Here is a 19,169-nt window from a genome sequence, read left to right on the forward strand (position 1 = left end):
CAAACAGGTGAGGAGGGGGATGGATGTCCCGGCAAGAAAAAAGTCAGTTTATTGTATCTCAGGAAGACTGGTCCCTCCATCGAAAAGGCTATGACGACCAGCAGCGTCATCAGAAAAAGGTCAAAGAAGCGATTAAAAACAATTTGCCGGATCTTGTCACAGAAGAAAGCATTATCATGTCTAACGGAAAAGATGTTGTGAAAATTCCAATTCGTTCGTTAGATGAATATAAAATTCGGTACAACTACGATAAAAATAAGCATGTGGGTCAAGGTGATGGAGATAGCGAGGTAGGCGATATTGTCGCACGTGATGGATCAGACAGTAAGCAAGGGCAAGGAAAGGGGCAGAGCGCAGGAGATCAGGCTGGAGAGGATTATTACGAAGCAGAGGTCTCATTAATGGATCTTGAGGAAGCGCTGTTTCGGGAATTAGAGCTACCAAACCTTAAACAAAAGGAGCTTGACGACATTATTGTCGAGCAAATTGAGTTTAACGATATTCGCAAAACCGGGTTAACAGGGAATATTCATAAAAAACGAACGATGCTCTCAGCATTTAAACGAAATGCAATGACAGGCAGTCCTTCCTTTTATCCAATCTACCCAGAGGATATCAAATATAAGACGTGGAATGAAGTGACCAAACCAGAGTCGAAAGCCGTCGTTTTGGCAATGATGGATACGAGCGGAAGTATGGGACTTTGGGAAAAATATATGGCGAGAAGTTTTTTCTTTTGGATGACACGTTTCTTACGGACAAAGTATGAGACGGTCGATATTGAATTTATTGCCCATCATACAGAGGCGAAGGTTGTAGATGAAGAGCATTTCTTCTCGCGCGGCGAGAGCGGGGGGACGATTTGCTCCTCTGTCTATCGAAAAGCACTAGAGCTCATAGACGAACGTTATCCGCCATCGCGATATAATATTTATCCTTTTCATTTTTCTGATGGAGACAATTTGACCTCAGACAATGCACGGTGCGTAAAGCTTGTTTCTGAAATTATGAAAAAAGCCAATTTATTCTGTTATGGTGAAGTGAATCAATACAACCGGCATTCTACATTAATGTCAGCATATAAGCATATACAGGATGAGAAATTTAAGCATTATATTTTGAAGCAAAAATCAGATGTTTTTCTCGCCCTAAAAAAATTTTTTCAGCAGGAAGAAGTTCTTTCGTAAATAGCACATTTGAAAAAACCTTTCAGCATAAGGGCTGAAGGGTTTTTTGTATGGAGAAGGAAGGGATCACCAGAAAAAAAGTAAAACTTTCTCTTTGACATTTCAATTTTCATTTATTAATATTTAATCTTGTTAAATATAAGTTTTTCAAAAAAGATGCCGATCGTCTTTTCTTCTTTTTCTACTCTTTGCTCATGAGTGAACAATAAGTATAAATGGGCTGCACACCATTATTCATGCGGGGAAGATGAAGGAGATATAACAGTTTTATGAGCTTGCTTCATATTCTGTCAGATGATGGGCATTCTAAGTTTGCTAAAGCAGATGACACTATATTTTTATACATGAAAGGAGAAACAAAACATGAACAGAGGGCGTTTATTGCTAACGAACATTATTGGCCTTATTGTAATTCTTGCCATTATTGCCGGAGGTGCTTATTACTACTACGAAAGCACAAATTTTGTCAAAACTGACGAGGCGAAAGTGACAGGTGACATGTATCAAATCACAGCACCAGCAGCTGGACAAATCAAAGGCTGGGATATCAATGAAGGTGACGAAGTGCAAAAAGACAGCACAGTTGCAAAAGTTGAAGGAGAAACAAAAACAAACATTAAATCAGTGGCTGATGGCACATTAGTCAAAAAAGAAGTACAAAACAATCAACAAGTGCAGCCTGGTACAGTTCTTGGTGAAACGATTGATTTAAGCAAGCTTTACATCACAGCGAATATCAAAGAAACAGATATTAAAAACATTGAAAAAGGCGACAAAGTTGACATCGTCGTAGATGGTGATCCTGATACAACATTTGAAGGAACAGTTGAACAAATTGGTTATGCGACAAACTCAACATTCAGCATGCTGCCAGCAACAAATTCAAGTGGTAACTATACAAAAGTCACACAAAAAGTAGCAGTGAAAATTTCAATTAAAAATCCATCAGACAAAGTACTTCCTGGTATGAATGCTTCTGTCAAAATTTCATCTTAATGATGATTGATATCAAAAAATGAAAGGAGGTTGTCTGAGATGGCAAATCAACCTGCAGCAACAAAACAGGGAGCAGGCTCCTTGTCTTTACTGATCATTTTAATGGCCGGCTTGTTCGTAGCGATTTTGAACCAAACACTTCTGAACGTAGCCATGCCCCATTTAATGACTGAATTTAATGTGAGTGCAACGACGATTCAGTGGCTTACAACAGGTTATATGCTTGTCAACGGTGTGCTGATTCCGTTATCTGCGTTTTTAATCACACGCTTTGGACAGCGCAGCTTATTCTTAGTTGCCATGATCTCGTTTACACTAGGGACCTTTATTTGCGGGATTGCGCCGAACTTTTCAACGATGCTTATCGGTCGTTTGATTCAGGCAATCGGCGGCGGTATTCTGCAGCCGCTTGTGATGACAACAATCCTTTTTATTTTCCCTCCTGAAAACAGAGGGAAAGGAATGGGGATTTTCGGTCTTGCAATGATGTTTGCTCCAGCGGTAGGACCAACATTATCTGGTTACATTATTGAACATTATTCTTGGCGTATTATGTTTTATGGACTTGTTCCAATCGGAGCAATTGTCATTATCGCGGCTTTCTTTATGTTTAGAAATATTGTAGAGCCTAAAAAGATCAAGCTGGACGGCCTTGGTGCGATTCTTTCCATCGTTGGTTTTGCTTCGCTTCTATACGGAGTGAGTGAAGCCGGAAGTGATGGCTGGACAGATCCGATCGTCTTATCGACGATTATTGTTGGTGCGATTGCGATCATTCTCTTTATTTTCCAACAGCTGAAAGTTGATAATCCGATGCTTGATTTCCGTGTGTTTAAATACAGCATTTTCTCATTATCAAGTGTTATTAATATTATTATTACAGTTGCCTTATACACTGGGATGTTCTTACTTCCGATTTATTTGCAGAACCTCGTTGGATTTACGGCATTGCAATCCGGGCTATTAATGCTTCCGGGGGCACTTGCGATGCTGATTATGTCTCCGATTTCAGGGATTTTGTTTGATAAATTTGGACCTCGTCCGCTTGCGATTGTGGGGATGCTCATTACCGTTGTCACCACATTCGAGTTTACAAGGCTGACCATTGATACATCATATAGTCACATTGTACTCATGTATGCAGTGCGTGCATTCGGTATGTCACTCCTTATGATGCCGGTGATGACAGCTGGGATGAACCAATTACCACAGCACTTAAACAGCCATGGTACAGCGATGTCTAATACATTAAGACAAATAAGCGGTTCGATCGGTACGAGTTTGATCACAACGATTTATACGAATCGGACAACATTCCATTATTCCAATATGGCGGATCAAACAAATACAGCGGACCCATTCTTTATGAATTCATTCCAGGCGGCTGTGTCGAATGTGATGCATCATATGGGCATGACAGCTGAAGCTGCTCAAAAATATGTATCCACCCAGCTCTTTACGAAAGCACAGGTTGATTCAAACGTAATGGGTATCAATGATGCTTACATGTGGGTAACGTTATTCTGTGCCGCTGGTGTCATTCTTAGCTTGTTCCTGCGTGATGTACGTAAGGATAAAAAGCGAAAAGATCAGCAGCATAAAAAACAAGAAATAACACTGCTTCCAGCACCTAAGGAAGCAAACCAAGATGCAAGATAAGTGTGGAGGGACCGTACATGAAAATTTATGTCGTATACGATAGTGAAGGTAACCATACAAAAGCACTGGCAGAAGCAATTGCAGCAGGCGCAGGTGAAACAGAGCAGGCTGAAGTATTCGTTGATCACGTGAAAGATGCGGATATTCGCAAGCTGGATCAAATGGATGCGATCATTTGGGGCTGCCCTGGTCACTTTGGGACCATTAGTGCTGGATTAAAGACATGGATTGACCGTCTTGGCTACCTATGGGCAGAGGGAAAACTAATCGATAAAGTCGGTGCCGTTTTCTGTACAACTGCTACAACGCACGGCGGTTTAGAAATGACGATGCATAATTTGATTACACCAATGTTCCACCAAGGGATGCTTGTCGTTGGTCTTCCTGGAAATGTGCCAGAAAATGCTTTATACGGCTCTTACTATGGAGCAGGTGTGACATGTCCGATTGATTCTGATGAAGTGATTTCGACAGAAGGCATTGAACTCGGGAAAGCATTAGGAAGACGTGTAGCATCAGTCACTGCGTCATTTAAGCGATAAGGAGAGGGTTCTTTTGGCGACGATTATTGTAGCGTTAGTAGCTGCTGTTCTAGTCATTATCGGATTAGTAGCATTCAATGTCAGACACGCTTCGGTCGAGAAGAAAGAGATCAATGAAGATGTGCCCAATCAGCCTGACGTGCCCCGTAGCGAGTCAGAAGTTGCGGCGAGACCTGTAGAGCCTGAAGTAGAAGAGGAAGCGTCAACGCCTTCTCAAACGGATGAACGAGTGTCTGGTGATGATTTCTATAGACAGGCGCTTCAAAAGTTTAAGCAGCCAGAACCACCTGTCAAAGAAGAAGAGCCAGAAACTAAAATGAATGATGATATGTATCGTTCTGCTTTGCAGAAGTTAAAGCAGAACGACAAATAAAAAAGAGAACCTCTCGTCAGGTTCTCTTTTTTTTATAGCACAAAAAAACCGCCGGCAGAAGCCGGGCGGTTTTCCTTCACTCTATAAAGTGCTAAAGAGCAGATGCTCTTAAATTACGCTTTGTTAACGTTAGCAGCTTGTGGTCCACGGTTACCTTCAACGATTTCGAAAGAAACTGCTTGACCTTCTTCTAAAGTTTTGAAGCCTTCGCCTTGGATAGCAGAGAAGTGAACGAATACATCGTCTTGACCTTCTACTTCGATGAATCCGAAACCTTTTTCAGAGTTGAACCATTTTACTTTACCTTCTAACATGAAATTTCCTCCTAAAGCGATCTTAACGCTTAAATTCACTATTCTTGCTCTTACACAAACTTCAAAGACGAAAACTCTTTCAAAACTTTCTTCTTAAAGATGATACGAACAAAAATAATTACCTTTACTTTACCAGTGTTTGCGGGAAAAAACAACTGTTATCCAAAAACTTTTTTAAAAATAATTAGCGCTAACAAATTGAGGAAAAAGCCTATGTTCATTGGCCTCTTTTTCTCCCTGAGAAGCTCACTTGATTTCGGCCAGACTGCTTCGCTTTATAGAGCTCTTGGTCAGCTATAATCGGTAATTGCTTGATATTTGGACTTGTCCCGGGGAAATACGCACACCCAAGTGATACTGTAATATGAATGGACATGCCATTTTGTAAATAAATCGGCTGATCTGCTATTTTTCTTCGTAAGCGTTCTGCAATCTGCCATGTTTTTTCAACTGTACAATTGGGTAGAAGGACGGCAAATTCCTCACCGCCAATTCGGCCAATATAATCTGAGCTTCTTGTGTTTTTCATCAGCCTTTTTCCGATTTCTTTTAAAACCATATCTCCCTCATGATGTCCATATTGGTCATTGATGGATTTGAAGTAATCGATGTCTAAGTAAATAAGGGATATTTGATGGATAGGCTGCTTAAATTTCATCGAAAAAGCATCATTTAAGACCTCATCGAACTTCCGCTTATTTAAAACACCTGTTAAAAAGTCATAATGAGCTTGGAATTTATACAAATTTAACAGCTGATATGCTTTTGTTTGATGCTCAATGACGTAAAAGTTAAACAGTCCTGCAACATATGAGAACATCCAATAAGCAAAATGCAGTTCAAATGATGTCTCATGCACGATCATGATAAACAGGCTTGTGGCAATGACATTACCTAACGTAATGGACAAAAGCATTTTCATAACTTGATTCATATGGCGCTCAGCAATTAAAAAAGAAGCTGTTGCGATGATCATCATGGAAAAAATATTGATGAAAGAAGCGACGTTGGCTTCGATTAATAATCGACCAATGATTACAACACAGGCTGCAATGATGGTTTGGGCGATGCCTCCATAAAAGGCCGTTAAAATAAGGGGGATATGTCTTAAATCGATGATGGCTGGTCCTGCTTTGATAGAGAAGAACATTAAGAGGACACCGAGTAACCCAGAAAGAATGCCTTTGAATAGTTGTCTGAGCAGGGTATCTTCTTTCTTAAGAAAATTCTCTTTAAACACAAGCAGAAATAGATAATGAAAAGTGACAAGAATTGTTAAATTAATAAAGAGGTCTCTTAGCAAAATTAAATCACCTTTTTAAAATTACTAAAATTTGTTGCAAAAGAAAAGGGGAAAAAGGATAATTAATAAAAATTTCACTTATAAGGGGATCGAAACATATGCGAGGAAAACGCTTCCCAGATGAAACGGACTGGCTTTCTTTTTTTGAAACGGAGCCTGATGAAAGGTTCGAGAAAGGGATGCCTATTGAATATCAAAGCCTGACATTTCGATTTGAGAATCAAGACGAGCGTTTCGTTGTCACGATGTACCTTGGAAGTCAAGAATTTACGTTAAAAGCTGTTCGAAAAAAAGATGGATCTGTTTTAGGCATCTATGATTTTAAAACCGTGCAACATGTAGAGATAAAAAAAGACAAGCAATACGAAAAAGAGCTTTTAATCATAGTGGAAGCTTATGGCGATTTTATCACAACAGTTGAAATCACCTTTTTACCTTTCTTCTCTGTGATGATGAAAGAACATTTTTCAGGAGAATAAACAGGAGCCTCTATTCATAAAGGCTCCTGTTTTCTTATTTGTGCTCGATGTCATTGATCACTTGCTGGATTGATTCATCATCCATCACATTCATGACACTTTCATCAATATGAAGAGACTGTGCATAAGACTCTCTTGGCTGATGGTTTCTTGATGTCGATTGGTGCGGATTCGTATGATTTGGCTGTACAGCAGTGAATGCCTGCTTCATCATTTGTCCGATTTCCGCAGTGCCCTTTGATTCTTTCTGTGCGTGTGACTCTTGTCGAGACGATTCATGGTGCTGTTGATCTTTTCCCTTCATCATTGAAGACATATTCATTTGCGTCATGCTTTTCAGTCTTCTTCGTAAAACTGGGGAAAATAATGCAATGATGGCTGTAGATGCTGCGATCATTGCGCCAGTGCTCATGCCTTTTCTTTTTTTAAACAAACGAATCCCTCCATTTGATCGTGATGATTCTTCTTCATCATGTTTAGGATGACCAAACAAAGCTGAATTATGAATTCATTTCGTTGAAAGAGAGGATGTATGCATAAAAAGCCGGCTGGATGAAAAACCTAAGAGCAAAAGGAGGGAATAAATGATGAATAAGAAATGGATGCTATCTTTACTACTCGTTCCAGCATTGATCACCACTGGATGTGGTATGAACAACCAGGGCGATGAGCGAAGAGGAACAATGAAACGACAGTATGAAAATGTCACATATAAGAATGACAACATGAGGCAGGATCAGCCAGATGTTCAAACACCTCAGAAGGTCAAAGTGGCAGATAAAGCGTCAGAGCTAGTAGCCAACATGTCTGAAGTAAAAACAGCGAACGTACTTGTTACAGGAAAGAATGCATTTGTTGCCGTTATGCTTGAAGGCGATAAAAGCGGTAATGTAACAGAAGATTTGAAAAAGAAAATTTCTGATAAAGTCAAATCAACGGATCAACAAATCGACAATGTGTATGTATCTGCGAATCCAGACTTTGTCGATCGTATGGAAGGGTACGGAAAACGTATTAGAAGCGGAGAGCCCATCTCAGGATTTTTCGATGAATTTACTGAAACGGTCAGACGTGTCTTCCCTGAATCAAAATAACTACGACAAAAGCCGTATGTCATATGCGGCTTTTTTGTTTGGAACCGCACCTTGCGCACCTGACTGCATAAAGTAAAAAATATATCACCTCTTGTTGATCTTTGTTTCTTCATAGAAAGAGAAAGAGGCTGCAGGATGAATTCAGGTGGGGAGCAAATGAAAGCCAAGCCGTCATTGATTCATAAAAAGCTTGTAGGCGGAATGATAGCAGCAGGTCTCATTTTTTATGCTTTCACCGCGTACTTGATTTATGTTGCGTTTCAGCTGACAGGACAATATTTAGAGCAGCAGTCTTCTCCTAAAACGATTTTAACGGAGGGACTCAATAAGCAAGTCTATGAACATATTAGAATATACTATGCAGAGGAAGAGGACGCTTTTGTTGATTTAACAATTGAGGCCATGGATCAGGCAAAGAAGAGGACAGCGTCAGTATTTCAATTTGAAACTGACAAACCTTTAGACATTATTTATTTTGATGATAAAGAGACAATCGAGCAATTTGCAGGAATTAAGCATATTACGGGTTTTTACTCCGATCATGATCAAATGATAGGGTTATATCCAGATAAGCGGGAAGCATTATTGAAGAAAGAGACACTCCCTTTATACTTTTTCAACACGTTATTGATTCATGAATATGCTCACTTTGTTTTCTATGAAAAAGTTCATTCTTACGAAGTGTCTTCGGTGATCTTTCCCCTTTGGTTCCATGAGGGAACAGCAGAATGGACGGCCTATGACGTGTTAAATGCCACGTCTGAACGGTTCGACGTCATTCCCTTTCAATTTCTTCATTCCGATCAAGATTGGCAGGACTCCCGAATGACGTATGAGACAGATGTTTATGTGCAAAGCTACTATATGATTTATGAGCTCGTGCAGCTTTATGGACGAGACGTCATACATGAGATTATGGAGGAAACGGCGAAGACTGGCCGTTTTGATAGAGGTTTTGAACAAGCGACAGGACAACGTTTGGCAGATTTTGAAGAGCAATTTAAACTGAGTTATCAAAGAAAAAACGGCTGACCTGAGGATATAGGTCGGCCGTTTTTTGTTTAATGAAGCGGTTTTTGCTGATTGGCTTTGTTTGGCGGCATTTGAACTTGGCCCTTCATTGGGGCAAATGTAGACGTCATCGCCTGCATATCTTGAGCTGTAAGTTGCGGAACTTGATAATAGCTATGTTTATTTTGATATAAGAAAATTTCATACGCCATTTCAATAAAGTTCGGAATTTGCGCTGCAAGCACACGTCGCACCACAGGGTTTGTTACCTCTAGTGCAGTCATTGAAAGTAATCCAGCATGTGATTTCACGAGACCTAGCATATGCCCTGTAATTCCCGAGTCCTTTACATCCTGTAACGATTGATTTGGCTTCTTAGGCTGAGATGGTTTTATTCCGTATGTCACCTGTGTTTGTTCTTTCATCATATACGTAGATGTTTCTTCACTAGGCTTTTGACCAGTAGAAAAACAATCTACCGTGACATTATACTGTGACAATACAAATTGATATTGTCGATCTAAAATGTCGGATAATGCGGGATCTTGGATGAATTGGCGAAAGATCATGTATTGATCCAAAATATTAATGGTCCCTGCTAATACTTCATGTAAATCAAATAACTCATGCCCGCCATGATTGAATTGGGGCTGCTGGACATTTCCTTGAACGTTTGTCTGCTGATCGTTTTGCATAGAGATTCCTCCTATTGTTTATACATTCTGTTTTAATGTGAGGAAGTTTTCCTTCTTTCATGCAAAAAACATTATTTACAATTAGAGGGTTTTCTTCCTTTTTGTCGAAAAAAAGTATCAGACGAATGAACATGGGGGTACCAGATGCAGGACAAAATCATTAATCGTTTGATAGAAGACGAACATGTGCAGGCACCAGTGATTGGCATCGGTGTTTCGCCGTTTGAACAGCATCATCTTGAGGCTTTTTTTCAATCATTTCCACATGAACTAAATGCCTCTTTTATTGTTGTACAAAATCATGTGACAGGCGATTGTATAACTGATTTGGAAGCACTTGTTTTACCGATTGGCTACCGGGCAAAAACGATTAAACATGGTGAGAAAGTCATGAAGAAGACGATTTATTTTTGTCCACAGCATGCGGTAGTGACGTTAACAGAAGATCAGCGGCTGCACCTATCAGAGCAGCTGCCGGCGTGCATGGCTTGCTCTGTGGACTTGCTTTTTCAGTCTCTTGCCAGCGTTCAAAAGGAGGAGGCATATGCGATTTTCTTTCAAAAAGGTCATTGCGTGGGAAGTGGCTTGCTTCAGTTGGTTGAGCAGGGCGGTACAGTTTTATCGTGCAGTGAGGAAGAAAGTGGTTTTGACACTTTGTATCAACAAACATTCAAAGACCCTTCAACCCTTGCGGCATATATCGCAAATATCATCAACGTCCCGCATCTCGATGAGGCAGATCCTGTTTTACTGAGAATTATTGAACGTCTTGAAATGTATAAAGGCATTGCTTTTTCAACCTATCAAAAGAAAAGGCTGCTATCTGTCATTCAAAAACGAATGAATGTTGCAAAAAAACGGATTTCATTGTTAGCAGAGTACGACTACTTATTAGAAAGAGAACCAGATGAGCTTGACCTTCTGCACGCTCAGCTTCTAAGCGGCATGACATCTTTTTTTAGAGATATGGAGGCTTTTCATGTATGTGAACATCAAATCATTCCGTCGATCATTGAAAATGCGGTGAAAAACGGGAAATCTCGATGCCGTATTTGGATTGCAGGATGTTCGACAGGAGAGGAAGCGTATTCTTTTACGATCTTATTTTTAGAAGAAATGAAGCGAAGACAAGTGACCATTGAACTTCAAGTATTTGCAACAGATATCAACCGGAAAGCCATTCAAACAGCTAGTAAAGGTCTTTACTCAGTAGAGTCTATGGCAAGGATGCCGGAAAAATGGCGGGCGCGATATTTCGAAAGGAAAGGTGACGCTTTTATTGTGAAGCAGTCGCTTAGAAAACATATTGTCTTTGCACCTCACAATTTATTGATCGATTCACCTTTTATCCACCTCGATTTTATCAGTTGCCGAAATGTTCTGATGTACTTCCAGCCTGAAGTGCAAAAACGAGTATTGTCCCGATTCCAATATGCTTTAAAAGATCAAGGGATGTTGATATTAGGGCCAAATGAAACTGTACCCAATATCCCTCGTTTGTTTCATTTGTTCAATGAAAAATGGAACATTTACACCCATTCAAACGTTTCAAAACCACATGTCCCTTGGACACCAGACGCTCGTGATATCGAGTTGAAAGCGCGAGCCGAACAATATATGCAAGAAGTAAGCAAGGATTATGATGCATGTATGGTCATCAACGATAGTGACAAAATCCTGGCAGTATCAAAGGGTGCGTATTCTTTTTTAGATCATACAGAAGTGTCAAATCAATCATGTGAATATGTGACACCAGATTATATGAAAGAGATGCTCAGTCAAACCTTTCAAAAGGTGTGGACAGACGAGACAGAGGTTGTGTTTCAACATGTTCTCATTTCGGAAAAAGGCAGCAAGCAGTATGCAGATTTTACCGTAAAAAGTTTTGACCGCCGTTTTAAGGGAGTTTACGTCATTCTCATTCGAATGAATGAGAGAGGAAAAAATCAAAAGAACGGCAGGGACATAGGGATGTCAGATCAGAATTCAGTCTATCAACAGCGTATTGTCGATTTGGAAAATGAACTCAATGAAGTCAAACAAAAGGAGCAGGAGGCAAGGGCTCAATTAAAAGCAAAACACACGCAATTAGAGGAGTTTGAGAAAAAACACGAACATTATATAAATATCATAAACAACTTGAGGGTGACAAGAGAAGAACTGTACAAACCCTCTGTCAAGCCGGAGCTTGCAACGCTGTTTGTGGACAGGGACATGAATATACGCTATTACACTCCTACAGCTGCCTCTTTATTTACTTCTGCGAAAATCAGACATCAGCAATCCTTTCAGTCGATGGCTAAAAAGCTTACGCAGGAAACGCTCTATCATGATATCCAATCCGTCATATCGGATAGGCGCGCGATCGAACGTGAAATTGAAACGAACGAAGGCGAGCAATTCACCGTTCACATCACACCCATCTACGATGAAGAACGTGAAGGAGCAGTGATGACCTGGATTAAAATGACTGAAGTAACGAAAATCAAGCAGTCGCTTCATCTAGCGGTGACGGCACTTGATAACAGCCATATTCATATTGTTGTGGCAACTGAGGAAGGGGTCATCCAATGCGTGAATCAGCGTTTCTGTCAGTTTGTCCAGCAGCATGAATATGACCTGATCGGCAAAGATATTTTTTCTGTCTATCATTCGCTATGTCAATGTGATGATTTAGAGAAACAATGGAAGGTTTGTTTAAGAGAGGGCAGCTGGACAGGTGAACTATACTTTCAAGATTTATCTGGACGTGAACGATGGGAGAGAGTCTCTTTACACCGAATTGATGACCCTGACAAAATGCAGTCAACCGTCATGCGGATTTCAGAGGATATCACCAATCAAAAGCAGTCAGAGAAGATGCTGATGAAATCTGAGATGCTGTCAGCAGTAGGGCAGCTTGCAGCAGGCATCGCTCATGAGATACGGAACCCGCTGACCTCATTAAAAGGGTTTTTACAGCTGATGATTCAAAGTAAAAAGTATCAGAAAGATTATGCAGATGTGATGATGTCAGAGTTTAATCGGCTCGAGTCGATTATTAATGAATTCCTCGTTCTTTCGAGAAGCAAATCGGTGAAATTTGAACCGGTACATGTCAATCTTCTGCTCGAAGAAGTGATCATGGTCGTTGAATCCCAGGCGGTCTTAAAAGGCGTGTCCATTCAGAAAAAGCTGTCTCCGTCGCTCCCTAACATTCAAGGCATTCCGAATGAACTGAAACAAGTCTTCCTAAACATCCTTAAAAACGGAATAGAAGCGATGGATGGTGTGACAGGCGTCATCAAGGTGACCTCTCTCATGAAAGATCAGCAAATGATGTTGATCTTTGAAGACCAAGGAAAGGGAATACCAGAGGACGAAATAGGGAAACTCGGTGAACCATTTTATACAACAAAAGAAAAGGGGACAGGCCTTGGTTTAATGATGACCATTAAAATCATTGAAAGCCATGGCGGCACCATTCGTTTTGAAAGCAAAAACTTTGAGGGGACACGAGTGATTATTACCTTTCCGATGAGTTAAAAAAGACAAGTTTTACATGAAATCCATTCAACATCAATATTTACTTTGTACACTATGAGAGATGAAGCACAAAGGGGAGAGGTCTAATGAAACGAATGCTGTCTATTCGAATGATTTGTTGTTTGGTTTTGGTGATCTTTAGTTTGCAATCCTTATTGCCTGGTATGTCCGCAGGGAGCGAGGTCAATGCATCTGAAAAGAAAGAAATGGTGTGGAAACAAAAAAAGATTGTGCAGATCAAAAAAGCCCGTCAGCTCATAGGAGAGACCGTGACAGTGAGCGGAATTGTGACAGCAGATCAATCAGCTTTAGGCAATGGGAAACTGTCCACATACATTCAAGACAAATCAGCTGGAATCAATGTTTATTCAGCTCAGCCCAATCACTTCCCGGAACTAAAAGCAGGGATGAAGGTGACGGTGACTGGTAAAATCACGTCTTATAAAGGAATGATTGAAATTGTGCCAGATCAAGGCAGTCTGAAGATAGATGCTGTGAACCAAACCTTGCCAAAGGCGAAGCGAGTGTCTGTGAAGCAGCTAGAAACGGAACAAGCAGGTAAACATGAAGGAAGACTAGTAAAGGTCAAAGGCTATGTAGAGGCAAAACCAGCGCAGCCGGCTGGCGGTGGATACAATGTGGTGATCATCGATAAAAAATATCACAGCACCACTCTGAGAGTGATGGTCGATACGAATGCGATTGATAAAGTAAAGACAGGAAAATGGTACGAGTTTACAGGGGTGTTAAGCAGATATGATACGTTGCAGGTGCTTCTAAGACATAAGGATGATATGAACCTGCTGAAACGCCAGCCAAAGCCGCCAAAGATGAAGAAAGAATACAAAGCAACGGTTGACCGTGTGGTGGATGGAGATACGATACATCTAATGAAGCCCGTTTTAGGTACAACAAAGGTGCGTTTTGTGAATATGGACACGCCGGAAACGTATCATCAGCCAAAAAGCGAATTAGACAAAAACCAATTGCGTTTTGGACAGCAAGCGACTGACTATTTAAAAACACTACTTTCGAGCGGTGACCAAGTCACATTAAAGATTGGTCCTGAAGCGAAAGATAACTATGGACGTCTTTTAGCTCAAGTAAAAACCAAAAAAGGGTTAAATACAAATCTAGAGCTTGTGAAAAAAGGATATGCCCCTACTTATTTTATCTGGCCAGTTGGAGATGAAAAGGACTATCATACGTTTCAAAAAGCAGTAAAAGAAGCAAAGGAAAAAGGACTGGGCATATGGAACGAAGCGGACCCTCTGCTGGAACAGCCATTTGAATTTAGAGCACGTGAACAGAAAAAAGGACTGACACGCTATGTTGGTGATTCATCTGTCAAAACCTACGTGTCCCCTGACAAATGGAAAGAAATCGATGTGGACAAACGGATCTTTTTTGCTTCCAAAGAAGAAGCAGAGCAGGCTGGTTATCAGCCGGCAAAGAATGCGGACGACGTACCATTAACGATTTTAAGTTTGAATGATTTACACGGTAAAATTGATCAAGAATACGAATTGGATCTAAAAGATGATGGCAATAAAGGCATGTATGGGCGGATGGATTATGTCGCGGCCTTTATGAAGCAAAAACAAGCAGCGCACAAAAATACGATCACGGTCCATGCTGGAGATATGATTGGCGGGAGCTCTCCAATATCTTCTCTTCTGCAAGATGAACCAACCGTTGAACTCATGGAGAACATTGGCTTTGATGTCGGCACGGTCGGCAACCATGAATTCGATGAAGGGGTAGACGAGCTATTGCGTATCTTAAATGGCGGAGATCATCCTAAAGGCACAAAGGGGTATGACGGACAGAACTTTCCGCTCGTTTGTGCGAACTGTGAATACAAGGATACTGGCAAACCGCTTTTACCGGCTTATGAAATCATCGATGTCGAAGGAATCCCAGTCGCATTTATCGGCGTTGTGACCAAGTCAGCCGCAGGAATGGTCATGCCAGAAGGGATTAAAGACATTCAGTTTACAGATGAAGTCAAAGCTGTGAATGAAGCCACGAAGGAACTAAAACAAAAAGGAGTTAAAGCCATAGCGGTTTTAGCTCATATGACAGCCTCTCAAAATGGGGATACGATCACCGGAGAGAGTGCAAAGCTTGCAAAAGAAGGTGATGATGAAATTGACGTCATCTTTGCAGGGCATAATCATGAAGTGGTCAATGGAGAGGTCAATGGAAAATTAATTGTGCAAGCCTTTGAATATGGAAAGGCGATTGGCGAAGTCAATGTGACACTTGACCGTAAAACGAAGGATATCGTCAAAAAGAGTGCGAATATCCAGTATGTAGATCAAGCTGGTATAGAAAAGGACAAGGAAGCAGCAGACATCTTGGCTCATTACGGGAAAGAAGTGGAGCCGATTATTAGTGAGGTTGTTGGAGAAGCCGGGGTCAAAATGGAAGGCGGCTATTCAAATGATGGAGACACGCCGCTCGGTAATTTGATTGCGGATGGTATGAGATATTCAATGAAAAGTGACTTTGCCATGATGAATGGAGGCGGCATTAGACAAAACCTTGAAAAAGGGCCGATAACGTGGGGAGATCTCTTTAATATTCAGCCATTTGGCAACGTTTTAGTCAAACTAGAGATCAAGGGAAAAGACTTAGTAGAGATCATAGAAGCACAAATTTCTCCACAATTTGGACCAGATTATAGCATTTCAGGCTTTTCATATTCCTATGATCCTGTAACATATAAAGTAGTCGACTTGAAGCTGCCAGACGGTTCAGCAATAGCTCTCGATCAAGCGTATACACTCACTGTGAATAACTTCATGGCAACAGCAACTGGCAGTAAATATGCACCAATAGGCAGGCTTGGGCAAAACCCTGAAACAGGCCCAGAAGACTTAGAAGCCACTGTCGATTTTGTGAAAAGCTTTGAAGGAGCTTCCATTGTGTATCAAAAAGAAGGACGAATTCAAAAAGAAAAACAAGAGGAAAAAGCAGCAAGCTAAAGAGCGTATCATCTAAGAGAAATGTAACAGGCAAAGGAGTTTAAGCATGAAAAAGTGGCTTGCACTGACTGTGATGACAGCCGGGATTGTGCTGCTCGGCTGGGGGATATGGCAAATCGCATCGACTCATCTTCAAACAGCCCAATCATTAGACGAAGCGAAGAAGGTCGTGGCAGACGATCAAGGGATGTCCAAGAAGCAGTTTGCTCCAGAAGTGGGGAAAGCTTCTGGCATCCTGACGATTCCAAAATTAAAAGCAGACCTTCCCATTGTCGAAGGGACGGATGCGGATGACCTTGCAAAGGGAGTAGGACACTACAAAGGCAGTTATTATCCGGATCAAAATGGACAAATCGTTCTTTCTGGCCATCGTGACACGGTGTTTCGCCGGACAGGCGAACTGGATATTGGAGATCAACTGAAAATCACTGTGCCGTATGGTGAATTTATATATGAAATCACACATACGAAAATTGTTGATCAGCATGATACATCCATCATTACGTTGCAGAATGAAAAGGAAGAGCTGGTGTTAACCACATGCTATCCTTTTCATTTCGTCGGCAATGCGCCAGAGCGGTATATTATTTATGCAAAAAGAGTGTCTGAATAAAGAAAAAGAGCCTGCTTTTCATACGCAGGCTCTTTTGTTAATGGATGATTTGACTCATGAGCTGGTCCATATCAGGTGGTAGAGGTGCTTCGATGATCAGATGCTCACCTGTAAAAGGATGTTTCATGTCTACTTGCTTGGCGTGAAGAGCACACCTATTGATGTAATCACGAACTCCGTCATATAATGTATCCCCAGCTAGTGGATGCCCGAGACTGCTCAGGTGGACACGAATTTGATGCGTTCTACCCGTTTCTAATTGAAGTTTAGCGGCTGTCAGTTGCAGACGTTTATTCATGTCCATGACCTGAAAATGAGTCACAGCTTTTAGCCCATTAGGGGAGATTCTTCGTCTGACTGCATGGTGTTTGTCACGGCCGATCGCTGCATCGATGGTGCCTTTCTTTTTTTTGAAAAGTCCCTCTGCGATGGCGATGTATGTGCGTTTGATTGTTTTTTTAGAAAGCATTTGATCAAGAGCCGCATGGGCTAATCTATGCTTTGCAAAAATGACGGTGCCGCTCGTGTCTTGATCAAGCCTGTGGATATGTCTTACCCGCTTTTCTTCACCATTTGCTTGAAAATGGAATGCCACAAGATTTGCCAGTGTGCCTGTTTGTCCTTGTTCATTCGGATGAGTTGGCCGGCCGGCAGGTTTTTGCACAATTAATAAATGCTCGTCTTCAAAGAGTACCTCTAATTCACCATATTCCGGTGTCACATCACTTTCTTCTGTTTCAAATAAATCAATGATGATCTGATCGCCTTGACTGACTTTAGCTGCGTGATGGGCAGGCTTTTGATTTAAACGAACTTTTTGATGCTCCATCCAAAAGTGAATAATCGGTTTTGATGCAGAGACGGCTGTCTTTAAAAAATGACTGAGTGAAGTGTGATGATACTGCTCGTCTACTTTGAGTGAGAGCGTGTGTCCTTTTATGATCATGATATCCGTTCCTCTCTATGGGTATATATAGGAAACACTTACCTTGGCGAACGCCTTTTTTTCTGTGCTATTCTGAATAAAGAATAACGACAGAGAGGTAGATGTCACGTGAGATTAATGAAAGCTGCTACAGACCTGCAAGAGCAGGCAATTGAAGAAATATCAAAGGATGTTGAAGATCTTCTTTCTCATGCTGTCAATGGACAGCAGCGGGATATGCGTCAAAAAGATCGCTCCCTTACCTTTATTGATGGTGTATATAACGGGACGATGGATGATGCTTTTCGTATTTTATCGGGACTTCAGCTATTACATACCATTATTGTAAAACCGAAACGTCATCTCACCAAACGAGATCGTGAGCTATTCGAGCGAAACCGTGAGCAGGTCAACGCCTGCGGCTTTTCTTTTCCGTTTGATCTCGACGATTTTGCCAGCCGTCACCTTCAAAATGCGTAAAAGATGGTGTGAACTTCCTTGTTAACTTACAAGGCCCTCGCACATACTATTTTTAAGGGAACGGAGAAACCTTTAATATCTGTAATACCAAACCCGCTCTTTTTCAACATCGCCTATTTCTCCACGAATCGGAGCGCTTGGATCTCTTGCAGAATGAACCGAACATGGGTAGGAGCCTGACAAAACGGTGCAGGCTCCTTTTATACATAATCATTTTAGCAGACATTCATCTTTGAAAGTCAATTTTATTCACGATATGATAGCATTGAGTATATCTTTAAGACTTTTGTAAAAAAAAGGAGTGGCCTCGTTGGTAAAGGCGATTATATTTGATTTTGACGGATTAATTTTAGATACAGAAACACATGAATATGAGGTTTTACAAGAAATGTTTGCGGAGCATGAGTCAGATCTGCCTCTTTCCGTATGGGGCAAGGTCATTGGGACGCAGGCAGGCTTTAAGCCATTTGAATATTTGGAAAAGCAGCTAGGAAAGACACTGGATCATGAGACACTCACAGCAGATCGGCGTTCTCGTTTTCAAAAAAGAATGAAGGACGAATCAGCAAGACCTGGTGTAGAAGCTTATTTAGAAGCAGCAAAGGAGCTGGGGATCAAGATTGGACTTGCTTCCAGCTCAGACTATAAATGGGTGTCTGATCACCTGAAGCAGATTGGTCTTTTCGACTATTTTGAATGTATCCGCACGTCAGATGATGTGGAAGAAGTCAAACCAAATCCAGAGCTCTATTTGCAAACCGCACGCTGCTTAGGGGTAGAGCCAAAAGATTGTGTGGCATTTGAGGATTCTGTAAATGGATCAGTAGCTGCCAAACGGGCAGGTATGAAATGTGTCATCGTCCCAAACAAAGTGACGAGCACGCTGCAATTTGAAGAATATGATGTCAGATTAGAATCCATGGCTGAAATCGAATTGCTCCAGCTATTCCATCAGCTTGAAAAAGAGGATCAGTAAGGGGGCA

General features: G+C 41.1%; 18 protein-coding genes. 13 read left to right on the top strand and 5 right to left on the bottom strand.

Annotated features, from left to right (window positions below; translation table 11 throughout):
• Positions 1–23: 23 nt before the first annotated feature.
• The 5 genes from yhbH to MHB79_RS04665 all read left to right on the top strand — a co-directional run bounded on the left by yhbH (position 24) and on the right by MHB79_RS04665 (position 4,757).
• A complete protein-coding gene (gene yhbH / locus MHB79_RS04645; RefSeq protein WP_003211440.1) occupies positions 24–1,187 on the top strand; it encodes a sporulation protein YhbH in 1,164 nt (387 codons plus the stop codon).
• A 363-nt stretch (positions 1,188–1,550) separates the two neighbouring features.
• Positions 1,551–2,183: an HlyD family efflux transporter periplasmic adaptor subunit gene (locus MHB79_RS04650; protein ID WP_003211200.1), complete on the top strand. Its 633-nt coding sequence runs from the start codon at positions 1,551–1,553 to the stop codon at positions 2,181–2,183.
• Between the two features lie 39 nt (positions 2,184–2,222).
• Positions 2,223–3,842: a DHA2 family efflux MFS transporter permease subunit gene (locus tag MHB79_RS04655; RefSeq protein ID WP_050945441.1), complete on the top strand. Its 1,620-nt coding sequence runs from the start codon at positions 2,223–2,225 to the stop codon at positions 3,840–3,842.
• Between the two features lie 17 nt (positions 3,843–3,859).
• The gene (locus MHB79_RS04660) at positions 3,860–4,384 is read left to right on the top strand and encodes a flavodoxin family protein (protein WP_003210946.1); all 525 of its coding nucleotides are present in this window, start codon (positions 3,860–3,862) and stop codon (positions 4,382–4,384) included.
• Positions 4,385–4,397: 13 nt separating this feature from the next.
• Positions 4,398–4,757: a hypothetical protein gene (locus MHB79_RS04665; protein ID WP_003211027.1), complete on the top strand. Its 360-nt coding sequence runs from the start codon at positions 4,398–4,400 to the stop codon at positions 4,755–4,757.
• 113 nt (positions 4,758–4,870) lie between these two features.
• Here MHB79_RS04665 and cspB read toward each other — a convergent pair whose 3' ends face one another.
• Both cspB and MHB79_RS04675 read right to left on the bottom strand, forming a co-directional pair.
• The gene (gene cspB / locus MHB79_RS04670; RefSeq protein WP_003212277.1) at positions 4,871–5,071 is read right to left on the bottom strand and encodes a cold shock-like protein CspB; all 201 of its coding nucleotides are present in this window, start codon (positions 5,069–5,071) and stop codon (positions 4,871–4,873) included.
• Between the two features lie 217 nt (positions 5,072–5,288).
• Positions 5,289–6,374, bottom strand: coding sequence for a GGDEF domain-containing protein (locus MHB79_RS04675; protein WP_003211754.1), 1,086 nt, complete (start codon positions 6,372–6,374; stop codon positions 5,289–5,291).
• A 98-nt stretch (positions 6,375–6,472) separates the two neighbouring features.
• Here MHB79_RS04675 and MHB79_RS04680 point away from each other — a divergent pair, with 98 nt between their 5' ends.
• Positions 6,473–6,853: a hypothetical protein gene (locus MHB79_RS04680; RefSeq protein WP_003211455.1), complete on the top strand. Its 381-nt coding sequence runs from the start codon at positions 6,473–6,475 to the stop codon at positions 6,851–6,853.
• A 34-nt stretch (positions 6,854–6,887) separates the two neighbouring features.
• Here the strand turns inward: MHB79_RS04680 and MHB79_RS04685 are convergent, their stop codons facing one another.
• Positions 6,888–7,286 (bottom strand): hypothetical protein, encoded by a 399-nt coding sequence (locus tag MHB79_RS04685; RefSeq protein WP_034620025.1) that lies wholly within the window; start codon positions 7,284–7,286, stop codon positions 6,888–6,890.
• 151 nt (positions 7,287–7,437) lie between these two features.
• Between MHB79_RS04685 and MHB79_RS04690 the strand changes: the two genes are divergently transcribed.
• Both MHB79_RS04690 and MHB79_RS04695 read left to right on the top strand, forming a co-directional pair.
• Complete coding sequence (locus MHB79_RS04690) at positions 7,438–7,947, top strand: YhcN/YlaJ family sporulation lipoprotein (RefSeq protein WP_003211812.1); 510 nt, start codon at positions 7,438–7,440, stop codon at positions 7,945–7,947.
• Positions 7,948–8,103: 156 nt separating this feature from the next.
• A complete protein-coding gene (locus tag MHB79_RS04695; protein WP_310427296.1) occupies positions 8,104–8,979 on the top strand; it encodes a hypothetical protein in 876 nt (291 codons plus the stop codon).
• A gap of 29 nt (positions 8,980–9,008) precedes the next feature.
• Here MHB79_RS04695 and MHB79_RS04700 read toward each other — a convergent pair whose 3' ends face one another.
• Positions 9,009–9,653, bottom strand: coding sequence for a spore coat protein (locus MHB79_RS04700; RefSeq protein ID WP_003212525.1), 645 nt, complete (start codon positions 9,651–9,653; stop codon positions 9,009–9,011).
• A 144-nt stretch (positions 9,654–9,797) separates the two neighbouring features.
• On the opposite strand from MHB79_RS04700, the gene MHB79_RS04705 reads away from it, so the two are divergent.
• From MHB79_RS04705 to MHB79_RS04715, 3 genes are all read left to right on the top strand, one after another.
• On the top strand, positions 9,798–13,178 hold the full coding sequence (locus tag MHB79_RS04705; protein WP_106029886.1) for a CheR family methyltransferase: 3,381 nt from the start codon (positions 9,798–9,800) through the stop codon (positions 13,176–13,178).
• Between the two features lie 86 nt (positions 13,179–13,264).
• Entirely contained in the window at positions 13,265–16,168 is a 2,904-nt protein-coding gene (locus tag MHB79_RS04710) for a 5'-nucleotidase C-terminal domain-containing protein (RefSeq protein WP_340989163.1), read from the top strand.
• A 46-nt stretch (positions 16,169–16,214) separates the two neighbouring features.
• Entirely contained in the window at positions 16,215–16,781 is a 567-nt protein-coding gene (locus MHB79_RS04715; RefSeq protein ID WP_185107634.1) for a class D sortase, read from the top strand.
• Between the two features lie 37 nt (positions 16,782–16,818).
• On the opposite strand, the gene MHB79_RS04720 is transcribed toward MHB79_RS04715, so the two are convergent.
• The gene (locus tag MHB79_RS04720) at positions 16,819–17,727 is read right to left on the bottom strand and encodes an RluA family pseudouridine synthase (RefSeq protein WP_340989166.1); all 909 of its coding nucleotides are present in this window, start codon (positions 17,725–17,727) and stop codon (positions 16,819–16,821) included.
• 108 nt (positions 17,728–17,835) lie between these two features.
• Here MHB79_RS04720 and MHB79_RS04725 point away from each other — a divergent pair, with 108 nt between their 5' ends.
• Both MHB79_RS04725 and MHB79_RS04730 read left to right on the top strand, forming a co-directional pair.
• Positions 17,836–18,186, top strand: a complete 351-nt coding sequence (locus MHB79_RS04725; protein WP_003212251.1) for a DUF5365 family protein — start codon at positions 17,836–17,838, stop codon at positions 18,184–18,186.
• Positions 18,187–18,496: 310 nt separating this feature from the next.
• On the top strand, positions 18,497–19,162 hold the full coding sequence (locus tag MHB79_RS04730) for an HAD family hydrolase (protein ID WP_003211898.1): 666 nt from the start codon (positions 18,497–18,499) through the stop codon (positions 19,160–19,162).
• Positions 19,163–19,169: the final 7 nt, after the last annotated feature.

It is taken from the genome of Bacillus sp. FSL M7-0558, assembly GCF_038003245.1.
Classification (GTDB): Bacteria; Bacillota; Bacilli; order Bacillales; family Bacillaceae; genus Bacillus; species Bacillus pumilus.

What these genes read in the sequence shown, in the direction of transcription:
- yhbH (WP_003211440.1), top strand. Translation starts at nt 24, where the DNA reads ATGTCCCGGCAAGAAAAAAGTCAGTTTATTGTATCTCAGGAAGACTGG.
- MHB79_RS04650 (WP_003211200.1), top strand. Translation starts at nt 1,551, where the DNA reads ATGAACAGAGGGCGTTTATTGCTAACGAACATTATTGGCCTTATTGTA.
- MHB79_RS04655 (WP_050945441.1), top strand. Translation starts at nt 2,223, where the DNA reads ATGGCAAATCAACCTGCAGCAACAAAACAGGGAGCAGGCTCCTTGTCT.
- MHB79_RS04660 (WP_003210946.1), top strand. Translation starts at nt 3,860, where the DNA reads ATGAAAATTTATGTCGTATACGATAGTGAAGGTAACCATACAAAAGCA.
- cspB (WP_003212277.1), bottom strand. Translation starts at nt 5,071, where the DNA reads ATGTTAGAAGGTAAAGTAAAATGGTTCAACTCTGAAAAAGGTTTCGGA.
- MHB79_RS04680 (WP_003211455.1), top strand. Translation starts at nt 6,473, where the DNA reads ATGCGAGGAAAACGCTTCCCAGATGAAACGGACTGGCTTTCTTTTTTT.
- MHB79_RS04690 (WP_003211812.1), top strand. Translation starts at nt 7,438, where the DNA reads ATGATGAATAAGAAATGGATGCTATCTTTACTACTCGTTCCAGCATTG.
- MHB79_RS04695 (WP_310427296.1), top strand. Translation starts at nt 8,104, where the DNA reads ATGAAAGCCAAGCCGTCATTGATTCATAAAAAGCTTGTAGGCGGAATG.
- MHB79_RS04700 (WP_003212525.1), bottom strand. Translation starts at nt 9,653, where the DNA reads ATGCAAAACGATCAGCAGACAAACGTTCAAGGAAATGTCCAGCAGCCC.
- MHB79_RS04705 (WP_106029886.1), top strand. Translation starts at nt 9,798, where the DNA reads ATGCAGGACAAAATCATTAATCGTTTGATAGAAGACGAACATGTGCAG.
- MHB79_RS04710 (WP_340989163.1), top strand. Translation starts at nt 13,265, where the DNA reads ATGAAACGAATGCTGTCTATTCGAATGATTTGTTGTTTGGTTTTGGTG.
- MHB79_RS04715 (WP_185107634.1), top strand. Translation starts at nt 16,215, where the DNA reads ATGAAAAAGTGGCTTGCACTGACTGTGATGACAGCCGGGATTGTGCTG.
- MHB79_RS04720 (WP_340989166.1), bottom strand. Translation starts at nt 17,727, where the DNA reads ATGATCATAAAAGGACACACGCTCTCACTCAAAGTAGACGAGCAGTAT.